A 12,583-nucleotide genomic window follows, 5' to 3' on the forward strand; every position below is an offset into this window, starting at 1 on the left:
CACACCCCCACGTGGACGCCGCAGTGGTGCGCGGGTCGCTTCACACGGCGTTCGAGGAGCTCAAGTACGCGCGCGTGCGGACCTACCTTCCCGTCATCATGGAGCGACGAGCCCCCGCAGAGTCCCCACGGCAGCCCGCACCGCCGCCGTACCGGCCGCCGTGACGCCACGGCCGGCCCCGGTGCGCAGGACTACCCGCCCAACTCCCCGCCGCGCCCCCGCGTCCCGCCCCGCCCCGCGGGCCCCAGCTCCCGACGAATGGGCGGAGGACGACCGCGAGACGGGCCAGGAGCGCGCCGAGCGCGCGCCTCCACCCGGCGGCTCCTCGAGGAACTCCGGGCGCTCCGCGGCCCCGCCCAGGCCCCCGTGCCCGCCCCTGCACCGCGGCCCGTCCGCGCGGCGCCGCAGCCGGCCCCGCCTTCCGGGCGCCGCTTCACCCCGCGCCCCGCGTCCGCACCGGCCTCCGTGACGGCCCCGGCCGCCGCCCGGCGCCGGACCGCAGCGGCCGCGTTCCTGGACGCCCTCGGCGGCGCCCTGCGGATCCGTACGGACGCCCTGCCCGGCGGCTGTGAGGTGTCCGACCCCGTGCAGGCGCCCGGACATCGTGCCTGCGGCCGGCAAGCGGTCCTGACGGTTCACTTCACGGACCAGTGGGGCCGCTGCATCCTTGTGCACGCCTGCGCCTCCCATGCCGAACTCCTGCGCTATCTGGCCAGCGCCCGGCCGGGCGTGCGGGCGGTCATCCGCAGCTACAGCCCCGCCTGACCGTCCGGCGCCGCACCTGAAACGCACACCCGCCGCACACGGCGGCGGGTCTCCTCGGCGGTGGCAGTCGATCAGCTGCGGGGCAGGGGGGCGTCATCGCGATGGCGCTACAGCGATTCACCCAACCGACTAGTTACGCCTCCCCCAGCCCAGTGCAGTTCCCACCCAAACTAGGTGCCTGCCCTGGCTGACAAGGAGACCTGATGCGCTACACGCGACCCGCACTCGTCATTGCCACTGCATTCCTCGCGCTCAGCTCGCTCGGCGCCGCACACGCCGACGACAACGACGAGTCTGCAAAACACCACAACGGAGACGTCTGTTTTATCCGGGTCGAAGGAAACCACAACCACAACGCCTGCGGCGACATCAAGTACGGCGATAACGCCACCACTGGACAGGGTCAGAGTGTCTTGGGGCTCGGTAGCATTCGCCAATCCGGCTGTGAAACAGTCAGCTTGACTTGGTACAACCACACGGCTCCTGGCGTCACAATTCAGGGTGATGCCTCAACCCAGTCTCCGTATGGATTCGATGGTAACTTCTCGGCTCCCTCCACCAGCCTTGTGCCAGGCATTACTCCGGCGACTTGGTGTACCTCTGACGATTCCGATGACGGCGACGCCAACATCATGTTCAGATTTTCGGCATTCGGCTCCGGAGTTACAGGATCAGTCAACCTGATTGGCCCTCAGACCATCACTTTCACATCCGATGACGGCACCTACGGACTTTCTGTCCTCGACGGTACCCGTGATCGGATCGTCGTTGCAGTCTGCACTCTTGGACAGCAGATTCCCGGGGACCCTCCCTGCCAGGAAGGTAGCTGACTGCCTCGGGTGGCGCGGCCTACTCCCTCGTGGACGCCTGGAGGCAGCTCGGGCATGCGAAGTGTGGTCGCTACGGTTGTCCATCGCGGCGTGCGGAAGTGCCTGTGGCGGGCTGTCGACCGCAGGGTTGATCCCAAGCTCTAGTGATCTTGGATTCGTCGAGTTCAGGGCTGTGCTGGCGCGTGGCCCGGACGCTTCTTGAGTAAGCCCCAGGGCCACCTGCGCAGACGCTTCTGCGTAGGTGGCCGGACCGCCCGGGATCCGAGCCCCTCCGGGCCTAGGCAGGCTGGGGAAGGCTCAGTACCGTCAGCTGCCTTCCTGGCAACCAGGAGTGCCAATGGTGCAGATGGCGAGGGCGGGGGCTCCAGTAGTGCTGATGTCCATCATCCCCCAATCACCCCCGCTGGACGGTGTAGGCCCCCAGGTTCGGGTGCCGTCCTCCGCGGCGCTGCCCTGGATTTCCAGGTTGCCGAATACAGAAATGTTGAACGCGATGGTGAAGGTCTGGTTCGGCCTGCCTTGACTGCACCACGTTGCTGATTCTCCAGGGGTAAGAACAGCAGGGGGTGCGAAACCGGGGTAGAAGCCTGCACCTGATGTACCGTCTGCCGTCACCGTCACGCCCGGGGCAGTGGTGTTCTGCAAACGAATTGTCGCGTGGTCACACGAATCGGTACTTCCCAGCCTGACCACGTGCCCCTGTCCGGTGGTGGCGTTGTTGCCGTATTTGATGCTGCCGCAGGCGTTGTGGTTGTGGTTGCCTTCGACGTGGATGAAGCAGATGTTGCTCTTCCCGTCCTTGCCATCACTATTGTTGTCTGCTTGCGCGGTGGTGCCGAGTCCAGTGAGGGCGAGGAGGGCTGTGGCGATGGTGAGTGCCGGGCGCGTGTAGCGCATCCCTTTTCTCCTTGTTTGACAATTGGTGTGGCGTTTATATCTTGTGGGTGTGCGGGTGCGTGTTGGGGGAGGTGGGCCGTGTTGCTCTTGCAGGCGCAGCCGGAAGGACCCGGGTGGGGGAGCGGAGCAGACCCCAAGTTCGGAGCGAAGCGGAAGGACCGGGCCGGCGCTCGCTGCGCGAGCTTCGGCCGGGGTCTTCCGCTTCGCTTCAGACTCCGCGGGGCGTGGCCGATTCGGGGCTCCCCGCCAACAGCCGTTCCCCCAACGGCGTTCGACCGAACCACACTACGGCCATGCCTCCCTTACCCCGCGCCCCTCCGCAACCAACATGGGGAAACCACACCTGCCCAGAGAAAGGGAAACCGGATGCGCTACACACGCCCCGCGTTCGCAATCGCCACGACACTTCTCGCGCTCACCGGAATCACCACCGCACACGCTGACAACAGCGACGACGAGGGCAACAAGCGCGGGGGCAACTCCTGCTTCATCCACGTCGAAGGCAACCACAACCACAACGCCTGCCGCGACATCGAATACGGCGACAACGCCACCACCGGACAGGCTCACTCCATCGTAGGACTCGGGACCATCAGAAACACCGCAGCCTGCCCGGACACAGAGGGAACAAGCTTCCGCTGGCAAAACAGCACCGACCCCGGCGTGCCCGTGAGCGGCACCGCTACAACCGGATTCGGCGGCTTCAGGCCCGGCTTCCAACCCCCCGCCACTTTGAATGCAGGCGACCCCTCAGTGGACTGGTGCGCCACCAACCTGGAAGATATCAACTTCACACTCACCGTCGGCGGCAGGCAGATCACAGGCACCGTTCAGCCCGTCGGCGACCAGCTGCCGCCGAACATCGGATGGAACCAGGTAGGACCCAACCCCCTGCCCTACGGACTCCGCATCGTCGCCACTTCCCCAGCCGCAGTCTTCGTTGAAGTATGCGGCCCCGTCGTCACAAGCACCTGCTCCATCTCCCGCCCCCTCAGCTAACACCCAAAAAGGGCCCGGCATCGCAGGCTTCACGCAACGTGTAGAGGGCGGGCCCATCGGCAGACTCGGCACGGCTTGCCCAGCTGGCTTCAAGCGTCTCCGAATGTCTCTCCGAGACGCCGCAGACGTGCTCTGACCTAGGGCCAAGTTCGCTCCGGACCAGGCCGCAGGCCAGGGCCTCCCACGCAGCACGGGAGGTGCCCCCGTTTCACAGGGACGGAATTCGGACCGCAGGCGGGTCCGCTGCGCTCCCCCACCCCCGCCCACGCACCACAAAGATACGAAAGAGCCCCACCCTCAGTCACAAGGAGAGACCGGTATGCGCTACGTGCGCACCGCACTTGCCGCCGCCACAGCACTCCTCACCCTCACCACACTCGCCGCTACCGCACACGCAGACGACCACGGCAAAGACAACGGCAATCTCTGCTACATCCAGGTCGAAGGCAACCACAACCACAACGCCTGCGGCAGCATCAAATACGGCAACAACGCCACCACCGGACAAGGGCACACAGTCGTCAGCCCACCGGAGGCAAAGGGATTCGCCGTATTCAACAACAGCCGATACTCCCTCCGCCTCCGGCAGAAGACCGACAACTTCGAACGCAGCCCCGCCGTAGGCTCACAGCCCCTCCTGCCACACAGCGGCGAGCGCAACGAAGCCCACGTCTACTGGCTCACCTTCTACTTCTTCAGCCACAATCCCGGCACAGCCTGGTACGACGTAATCAACGAAGGAAACCAGACCATCGGCCAAGTCATCATCCACATGAACGTGGACCCCGTGTTCGGAGGCACAACCATCGAGTGCACCTCCACAGTGGTCACCTGCCGATACAATGCAGCCACTCCCATCGGCGCAAACTACGCCTACGTACAAGGCTAATGCCCGCACCCAGACGGAGGCGTGGCTGTTCAGCGCTGCCTGACACATGACACCGACACCCGCGACGGGATAAAAGGGGTGCCCCGTCCCTGGTCAGAGCCTGTTTCTGACGCTGCGGAGGTGGTCTTGTGTCAGCTCAGAGGGCGTTTTGACCCGTTGTTTCATCCCGCTCTGCGCGCTTGGTGCGGTTCATGCGCCTCGCCAGGTTGGGGTGGATTCGTGGGTGAGGCGGCGGGTCATGAGGGCGATCATCGCGATGTAGATCATGGCGGTGGAGCGGGTGGGCAGGGCTTCGTAGTCGCGGGCCAGGCGGCGGTGGTGCATGAGCCAGCCCAGGGTGCGTTCGACCACCCACCTGCGGGGCAGGACGATGAAGCCCTTGCTGCCGGGTGTGCGGCGGACGACTTCGAGGTCGATGCCGAGTCGGGCGGCGTGGTCCACGAGGTACTCGCGGTAGCCGCGGTCAGCCCAGCCTTTGCGCAGCCCGGGGTGGTCGGCGGCGAGCCGGTCGAGGAGGCGTTCGCCGGCGACCGAGTCCTGGATGCTGGCCGCGGTGACGAGCACGGTGAGCATCAGGCCGGTGGTGTCGATGATGATGCTCCGTTTGCGGCCGACGATCTTTTTGCCCACGTCGGCGCCCTGTTCCCGCACGGGGACGTTGGTCGAGGTCTTCACGCTCTGCGCGTCGATGATGAAGCCGGTCGGCTCCGCGGTGCGGCCCTCTTCCTCGCGGACCCGGCGCCGCAGCAGTGCATTCAGGTGCTCGAAGATGCCGTCCCTCTCCCACCGTCCGAAGTAGCCGTAGACTGTGTTCCAGTGCGGGTAGTCGTGCGGGAGGTAGCGCCAGGGTATCCCGGTGCGGACCACGTAGACGATCGCGTCGAGCAGGTCGCGCAGATCATGCTGGGGCGGGGTGCCGATGTTCAGTCCGTGGCGGGCCTTGTCGTCCCGCCAGCCTGTCAGCAGCGGCTCCACCAGGGCCCACCGCGCATCGGACAAGTCACTCGGATTCCGCCGACGTTCGCTCATACTCCCAGGAGGCCGCACACGCGAAGGGGCCGACAGGGCGCGCGAAGCCGAAACGGAAGCATCCGGAGCGAACCCGTATCTCATGGGATGAAACAGGAGCAGACGGGGCGCAACAACGCCTTCACGGCCTCTTCCATCCCATGGAGACCATCTGCTCCTTCTGACTCAGCAGCCGCTCGCCACGAACTACCTGTAAAGGTAGTAGAAGTGAGCGAAACGCCCTCTCAGCTTGTTCTTTTTCTACCAGGATCTACCAGGTCTGCCGATGGCCTTGAGAGTCTCGGGACGTTTGACGGTCTTGCCCACGTCGTAGCGGGGTGCGGGACGGCGGTTCTTGGTCCCGGGCGGCCGTCCGGGACCAGCGCCACGAGGTTGGGGAACACGGGCCGGGCAGAGCAGGTGGGCTCGGATGTTCCTGAACCCCCGGCGGACCCGGGCCGGGGTGAGGCGTTCGGGCCTGGTCGGCTTCTCCCAGGGCCGGCGGAGGTCGGCGGCCAGCGGCCGGGCGAGCCTGAGCTGGGTGTGCGCGACGACCAGGAGCCAGGTCCAGCGGTCTGCTGCCTCGGGTGTACGCAGTTTCGGGGTGGTCCAGCCGAGCGTCTGTTTTCCGAACCTGAAAGTGTGCTCCAGGTCGAATCTCCTCAGAAACCCCTGCCACCAGCGGTCCACGTCCGCCGGGGCGGCTCCGGTCTTCGATGACCACAGCCAGACTTGCGGCGCCTCCCGCTCCTTGGAGAGGTGCTCGACTTTGAGGCGGACCAAGGTGCCCTCGACGATGGGGAGTTCACCGTCGTGCTCCAGCCAGGCCGAGCGGTGGGTCAGCCGCGGGTGGACCCGGTCCCACGCCTGAGCTTCGGCCATGCCGTAGTTGGCGGTGTCGGTGGCCGTGGTGATCGCCGGTTCGGGCCAGGTCTCGGGTTTGTTGAAGCGGAACTCCGGCCCGTGCTTGGGGGGATGTCCGCCCTTGGGGTTGTAGACGCGGGGCGGCTTCGGCAGCCGCATCACCCGGTCGCCGCGGATCCGGCCGACCAGCTCGACCGGGAGATCGCGCAATACCCAGGCCAGACGGGTGACGTCATAACCGGCGTCCATGACGATCGTGATGTCCGGGTCCCCAGGCGTCCACTGGCCGGCCGCGATAAGCCGTTCCACCACAGCACGGAGCTGGGCGGCGGTGACCGCGGTCGCATCGTCCTCGGGTCCGAGCCGGACCACGTCCAAAATCCCGGTCCACGAGGTGGCGCCGGGCTCCAGGACGGCGACGAAGGAGTACGGCCAGCCCGGGATGAACTGGGAGGCGGACTTCGCCCGGCCGTAGACATGGCAGAACAACCTGTCCGCCGAGCACGGCGCGTCCGAGCGCAGCCACGGTGACACGTCGACCGCGAGCACCAGGCGGTCACCGTCGAAGCGCGGCAGTGGCATGTCGGCCAACAGGGCCCGCAACCTGTCGACGTCGATCCGGCCGCGGTTGAGGGCTCCGTACAAAGCGCCGTGACCACGCCGGTGCTCGGGCACCAGCGTCAACTCCACCGGCGAGGTGACCGGCCCGTCGACACACAGCAGCGCGTCGGTGAGCTCGAACAACTCATCCCGCCGGGCAGTCAGACACTCGTAGAACTCGCCCCGGAAGCGTGACGCTTCTGCGAACGCTTCCCGCCGGACAGCATCAGGCAGCAGACTCACCCTCACGGCCTTCGTCGTGGTCACGTGCACCTTGGTCGGAGCACATGATCAGACGAAGGCCGCCTCCGCGTCCGGCGAATCCCCTTGCGAGCGAATCCGTTCGAGATGCCATTCGAGACCGTGGCACCATGTACCGCATGACGACGAACCGAAAGGTCCATGCCGCGTAGACGGCCAGGACAGATCCGTGCCGGCGCCCCCGGCAGCCACCGGACAACAGGTGCAAGGCCAGTCATCGACGGCCTGTCTTCGCGTGCACTGTCCGAGATCATCCGTCTCGAGCACACACGCAACTATCTGCAGCCAGGCGACGTCAGCGCGGCTGTGGGCCTGTGGAAGGACTACGTCCACCAGCCCGAGCGTGATCTGTGGCATGACTACGAGTGGGACAACGTGCACTGGTACTGCTGCGGCAACCCTCTCGAAGCCCGAGCCCTCCTCGACACCGTGATGCAGGCTATGTCGCCACTTCGAAAGATCGTCAGTCGGTCTGACGCCGTCTGGAACCTTCCGTCCCCGCCCTACGACGCGGGCGGAAGATAAAGAACAAGCTCAGTGCCTGATTGAGAACCCGATCCCTCGTAAGTGCCGTGCCTAACCCTGTATGGAGATGTTGGAGCTGCCCAGGTGGCATGACCCCTAACGGAGTCACTCGCGGTCGCGCCTCCCCTTCCCGCACATGCACACCGTGGAAGCTGCAACCACATCCGCAACATGGGGAGCCGAAGACACGCATGCGTCGCACACACCTCGCCATCGCCACAGCAACTGCCCTCCTCGCGCTTACAGGGTCGTGGCTCTGCCCCGCCGCCTACGCCGAGCACGGGAAGGGTGACGGTGACAAGCCCGGCTTCGTGTGCGTCATCGAGGTCGGGGGCGACCACAACACCGATGCCTGCGGCAGCATCAGCTACGGCGACAACGCCACCACCGGCCAAGGGAACCAGGTGGGTGTGGGCGGTGTGATCGCCCCGGTCTGCGGTACATGGTCGGCGACGGGCTCGTTGACGGACGCCCGGGAGAACGCCACGGCGACGCGTCTGCTCGACGGTAGAGTCCTGGTCGTCGGCGGGTTCGGCCAGGGCAGGCTGCTGGCTTCCGCGGAGGTCTACGACCCCCGCACCGGTATCTGGTCGCCGGCCGGGTCACTCGCCACGCCGCGTGCGGAGGCGACCGCCACCCTCCTGCCCAATGGAAAAGTCCTCATTGCGGGCGGAGGCAACGGGACCAGCGGCGTACTCGCGACAGCGGAACTCTTCGACCCCCTCACCGGCACTTGGTCCGCCACCGGATCGATGACCGAGGCCAGGGAGAACGCCACAGCCACCCTCCTGCCCGACAATCGGGTACTCGTAGCCGGCGGCGAGGCCGTCATCCAGCTCGAGATCCAGCCCACCGCCTCCGCCGAGATCTACGACCCCGCCACCGGAACCTGGACGGCGACGGGATCGATGACCATCCCCCGTGAGAGCGGCACGACCAGCCTCCTGCCCAACGGGCAGGTCCTGGCAGCGGCAGGACTCACCACCCTGGGCCCCACAGCTTCCAGCGAGCTCTACGACCCCGCCACCGGCACCTGGACGGCAACCGGCACACTGACCACCGCCCGCAGCCAGCACACCGCCACGCTCCTGCCCGACCATCACGTCCTGGTAGCAGGAGGCCAAAGCGCATCCAGCGCCGAACTCGCCTCCAGCGAGCTCTACGACCCCGTCACCGGCACCTGGACGGCAACCGGCGCACTGACCACCGCCCGCAGTCAGCACACCGCCACCCCGCTCCCCGGCAACAAAGTCCTGGTAGCCGGCGGCCAGAGCGGCAACGGCGCCCTCGCCTCCAGCGAGCTCTACGACCCCCAACAGCACACCTGGTCACCCACAGGACCCCTCCTCAACGCCCGCGACAACGCCACCGCAACCCTCCTCGCCAACGGAAACGTCCTGACCACCGGCGGCTTCGGCACCCAATCCCTCCTCACCACCACCGAGCTCTACAAACACTGCTAACTGTCTGTTTGAGCTCGGTGGTCACGAGGACGGCTGCTCGGGTGGCCAGATGAGGCCTGAGGTGACCCCACCGGGCGCGTGCAGCATCGGCGGTCAACTCGTGAGGCCGGCCGATCTCTTCCCAGGTCGCGCCTGCTTCTCGGTCCGCGATGACCGACACGCGGACGAGCTCGCTGGCCAAGGCTGCGATGTCGGCGGCGGCGGTGCTATGCAGCCCGGGAGCCGCGCGCCCGGCACACGCCGGACCTTCGGGGTCCCCGACGTCGCCCACCACCGCTCCAGCTCCGCCGCCGCGGCCAGCACGGTCTCCTCGTCGGCCCCGGCGAGGGTGAGCACCACCAGCCCGGGCTCGGCGAGGTGCATGCGGTCGATCTCGCTCCTGTCCATGACGCTCACGATGTCCACCCTCGCCGGACCGGTTCGACCTGCCCTGCGCAAACCACCGCCCCGGGCGGAGCCTCAGCCCGCGCCGTTGACGACCCGCGCGCACCTGCCGAGCCTCGGGCAACCCGGGCACCGCTTTCTGGCCGCCCACACGCTGCACGCCAGGCAGCCGCCGGGACTATGGTCACGGGCGTGGAAATGCGGACGATCATCGAGGACCTCGCCGGCCAGGCCGAGCAGCAGATCCGCGACCAGGCATGGCAGGTGAGCGACACCGATCGCGCCGTCGCGGCGAAAGCCGCCGCCGAGCTGGACGCCGCCGTCGGGCCGCCGGCCGTGCAGGAGACGCTGGCGGTGATCGACCGGCTCGCGCACCTGCGCGAGGCCCTCGCCGCCGTCGCGCTGGCCCTCGCACACGTCCACGGCCGCCTCGCCTGGTTCCTCGGCGCCGCCGCCACCGCCCTGACCCCCGTCCTCCACTGGCGCGCCCTCCCCGACGACAACGGCCCCACCTTCGGCACCATCGCCCCCACACCCCAGCAGTACCAAGACGCCGAAGACGCCATCCGCCACCTCCACACCGCCCTCACCCACATCACCCGAACCACCGACTGACTCCCTCACCGCCGGCCCCCACCAACACTCCGCCGTGCCGGACCAGGCGCGGCCGGCGGCGGGCGCACCACTGCATGAGGGGACATGGCCGGGGCAGGAGCGCGGTCATGACCCTGACGCTGCTGCTCCTGCTCCCCGCCGGCCTCGCACTCGTCCTGGTGGCAACCGCCGAACCCAGCGGCCGACACCGCGACCACTAAGCCTTCCCCCAGGGCAGGGCGTAACCCGAGCCGACCACATCCGTTGTCCCTCACGCCCGCCCGCCTCATCCCCCGTTATGTTTTGGGCGGTCCTGCAAGAGGGCCGCTGGCCTCCGGGCCCGGCATGACTGTGTCCCCCTGTCGAAGGCATGACCTGGGGGGGTGGTGTCACCGGGCCCGGGAGGTGCCGTCGGAGACGCTGATGAGAGGTCCGGCCACCGCCCGGTCCGGCGCAACGCCGGACAGCTCGCGGGCGGCAGGTCTGCATAACGTGGATGCGCGAGTACGACACCGATGCCATGGCCAGCCACACCGAAGGAGTGGAGAGCACAGTGTTCGACACCAGTGACGTGGGCGTGTTCCTGGGTCTGGATGTCGGCAAGACCGCTCATCACGGCCACGGGCTGACCCCGGCTGGGAAGAGGGTCTTCGACAAGCCGCTGCCCAACAGCGAACCGAAACTGCGGGCCGTCTTCGACAAGCTGACCGCGAAGTTCGGCACCGTCCTGGTGATCGTGGACCAGCCCGCCTCGATCGGAGCCCTCCCGCTGACCGTCGCCCGCGATGCGGGCTGCCAGGTCGCCTACCTGCCCGGCCTGGCGATGCGCCGGATCGCCGACCTCTACCCCGGCGAGGCGAAGACCGACGCCAGGGACGCGGCCGTGATCGCGGACGCGGCCCGCACCATGCCCCACACCCTGCGCTCGCTGGAACTGACCGACGAGATCACCGCCGAACTCACCGTCCTCGTCGGGTTCGACCAGGACCTCGCCGCCGAGGCCACCCGCACCAGCAACCGGATACGCGGCCTGCTCACCCAGTTCCACCCCAGCCTCGAACGCGTCCTCGGCCCCCGCCTGGACCACCAGGCCGTCACCTGGCTGCTGGGGCGCTACGGATCCCCGGCCGCCCTGCGCAAAGCCGGCCGCCGCAAGCTCGTCGACCTGATCCGCCCGAAAGCCCCGCGCATGGCCACCCGGCTCATCGACGAGGTCTTCGACGCACTCGACCTCCCTGGCCACCGTCCACGCCCAGCGCCGGGCCCTGGAAGCCCAGATCAACGCCCTGCTGGAAGCCCACCCTCTTTCCCCGGTCCTGACGTCGATGCCCGGCGTTGGCGTCAGGACCGCCGCCGTCCTGCTGGTCACCGTCGGCGACGGCACCAGCTTCCCTTCTGCCGCCCACCTCGCCTCCTACGCCGGCCTCGCCCCCACCACCAGGCAGTCCGGAACCTCGATCCACGGTGAACACTCACCCCGCGGCGGAAACCGGCAGCTCAAACGCGCCATGTTCCTCTCCGCCTTCGCCTGCATGAACGCCGACCCGGCCTCCCGCACCTACTACGACAAGCAACGCGCCCGCGGCAAGACCCACACCCAGGCCCTCCTCCGCCTCGCCCGCCAACGCATCAGCGTCCTGTTCGCCATGCTCCGAGACGGCACCTTCTACGAGTCACGCGTCCCCGAAGACATCGAACTCGCCGCATGACCCCAGCCAGCCAAACCACCCCAAACCCAACCTGAGCGCCTTGACGAAAGACATAGAGGCACCCCCCCCAGGAGGACCGGACCGGTCATCTTCTCCTGAGACAGTGCCTGGCGCACCTCGCCGACCGGCGCATCCGCGAACTCGTCGTCCTCCTCGAGGCCCCCACCGACCTTGCCGGCAGCCAGGACCTGGTCGCAGAACTCCACCGGCAGGCAGGCTTCCAGGAGATCGACCAGCTCCACCCCTACACCCGCCGCCCGTGAACCGTCCCCCGGGCGGGCGGGAGATGTGCTTGTCCGGTCACGTGAGTCGGCTTGCCCGTCGGCGGAGGGGCGGCAGACTCTCGTCCGGCGGGCCCTCCGCGGCGGGAAGCGCCGTGGACGCCATCCGAATTTGGCACGAACGGAACGATCGAGGAGGCGAAGATGGCGACAGGCACCGTGAAGTGGTTCCACGCCGAGAAGGGATACGGGTTCATCACCCAGGACGACGGCGGCCCGGACCTGTTCGTCCACTACTCCGCCGTCCAGTCCGCCGGCTTCAAGGAACTCCACGAAGCCGACCGCGTCGACTACAACGTCGCCAAAGGCCCCAAGGGAATCCAGGCCGAACAAGTCCAGCGCCGGTAGACCCAAGAGCCGACAGCGGGAACGACGTCACTCAACCGGCCGCTCCCGCCGTCTGCCGGGTCTGTCAATCGAAACGATTTACAGTCCCGAGGTGGCATCCCGTGCCAGAGCCGGACTCGCCCGGGACGGGCACGTGACGGCGAAGGCGGCGGACGCCGCGTGGGTG

The 12,583-nt window shown here is 67.6% G+C and carries 12 protein-coding genes and 1 pseudogene; 9 read left to right on the forward strand and 4 right to left on the reverse strand.

Features of this window, described 5'->3' with window-relative positions; genetic code table 11:
* Positions 1–11 precede the first annotated feature (11 nt).
* The 3 genes from ACIF6F_RS36890 to ACIF6F_RS36900 all read left to right on the forward strand — a co-directional run bounded on the left by ACIF6F_RS36890 (position 12) and on the right by ACIF6F_RS36900 (position 1,595).
* Positions 12–164, forward strand: coding sequence for a three-helix bundle dimerization domain-containing protein (locus ACIF6F_RS36890; RefSeq protein ID WP_399958101.1), 153 nt, complete (start codon positions 12–14; stop codon positions 162–164).
* A gap of 301 nt (positions 165–465) precedes the next feature.
* Entirely contained in the window at positions 466–765 is a 300-nt protein-coding gene (locus tag ACIF6F_RS36895; RefSeq protein WP_399958014.1) for a hypothetical protein, read from the forward strand.
* A gap of 203 nt (positions 766–968) precedes the next feature.
* Complete coding sequence (locus ACIF6F_RS36900) at positions 969–1,595, forward strand: hypothetical protein (protein WP_399958017.1); 627 nt, start codon at positions 969–971, stop codon at positions 1,593–1,595.
* A gap of 306 nt (positions 1,596–1,901) precedes the next feature.
* Here ACIF6F_RS36900 and ACIF6F_RS36905 read toward each other — a convergent pair whose 3' ends face one another.
* Entirely contained in the window at positions 1,902–2,492 is a 591-nt protein-coding gene (locus ACIF6F_RS36905) for a hypothetical protein (RefSeq protein WP_399958019.1), read from the reverse strand.
* Positions 2,493–2,858: 366 nt separating this feature from the next.
* Between ACIF6F_RS36905 and ACIF6F_RS36910 the strand changes: the two genes are divergently transcribed.
* The gene (locus ACIF6F_RS36910) at positions 2,859–3,491 is read left to right on the forward strand and encodes a hypothetical protein (RefSeq protein WP_399958022.1); all 633 of its coding nucleotides are present in this window, start codon (positions 2,859–2,861) and stop codon (positions 3,489–3,491) included.
* A gap of 319 nt (positions 3,492–3,810) precedes the next feature.
* Positions 3,811–4,380: a hypothetical protein gene (locus tag ACIF6F_RS36915; RefSeq protein ID WP_399958025.1), complete on the forward strand. Its 570-nt coding sequence runs from the start codon at positions 3,811–3,813 to the stop codon at positions 4,378–4,380.
* 189 nt (positions 4,381–4,569) lie between these two features.
* Here the strand turns inward: ACIF6F_RS36915 and ACIF6F_RS36920 are convergent, their stop codons facing one another.
* A complete protein-coding gene (locus ACIF6F_RS36920) occupies positions 4,570–5,409 on the reverse strand; it encodes an IS5 family transposase (protein WP_399958028.1) in 840 nt (279 codons plus the stop codon).
* 240 nt (positions 5,410–5,649) lie between these two features.
* Complete coding sequence (locus tag ACIF6F_RS36925) at positions 5,650–7,095, reverse strand: NF041680 family putative transposase (protein WP_399958104.1); 1,446 nt, start codon at positions 7,093–7,095, stop codon at positions 5,650–5,652.
* Between the two features lie 734 nt (positions 7,096–7,829).
* Between ACIF6F_RS36925 and ACIF6F_RS36930 the strand changes: the two genes are divergently transcribed.
* The gene (locus ACIF6F_RS36930) at positions 7,830–9,101 is read left to right on the forward strand and encodes a Kelch repeat-containing protein (RefSeq protein WP_399958031.1); all 1,272 of its coding nucleotides are present in this window, start codon (positions 7,830–7,832) and stop codon (positions 9,099–9,101) included.
* Between the two features lie 93 nt (positions 9,102–9,194).
* Here the strand turns inward: ACIF6F_RS36930 and ACIF6F_RS36935 are convergent, their stop codons facing one another.
* On the reverse strand, positions 9,195–9,488 hold the full coding sequence (locus tag ACIF6F_RS36935) for a DUF6207 family protein (protein ID WP_399958034.1): 294 nt from the start codon (positions 9,486–9,488) through the stop codon (positions 9,195–9,197).
* A gap of 195 nt (positions 9,489–9,683) precedes the next feature.
* Here ACIF6F_RS36935 and ACIF6F_RS36940 point away from each other — a divergent pair, with 195 nt between their 5' ends.
* The 3 genes and pseudogenes from ACIF6F_RS36940 to ACIF6F_RS36950 all read left to right on the forward strand — a co-directional run bounded on the left by ACIF6F_RS36940 (position 9,684) and on the right by ACIF6F_RS36950 (position 12,417).
* Positions 9,684–10,100, forward strand: coding sequence for a hypothetical protein (locus tag ACIF6F_RS36940; protein ID WP_399958107.1), 417 nt, complete (start codon positions 9,684–9,686; stop codon positions 10,098–10,100).
* A gap of 499 nt (positions 10,101–10,599) precedes the next feature.
* Positions 10,600–11,788: pseudogene (locus ACIF6F_RS36945) on the forward strand (IS110 family transposase).
* Between the two features lie 425 nt (positions 11,789–12,213).
* Positions 12,214–12,417: a cold-shock protein gene (locus ACIF6F_RS36950; RefSeq protein WP_399958037.1), complete on the forward strand. Its 204-nt coding sequence runs from the start codon at positions 12,214–12,216 to the stop codon at positions 12,415–12,417.
* The last annotated feature ends 166 nt before the right edge of the window (positions 12,418–12,583 follow it).

Source organism: Streptomyces sp. NPDC086023, assembly GCF_044540325.1.
Classification (GTDB): Bacteria; Actinomycetota; Actinomycetes; order Streptomycetales; family Streptomycetaceae; genus Streptomyces.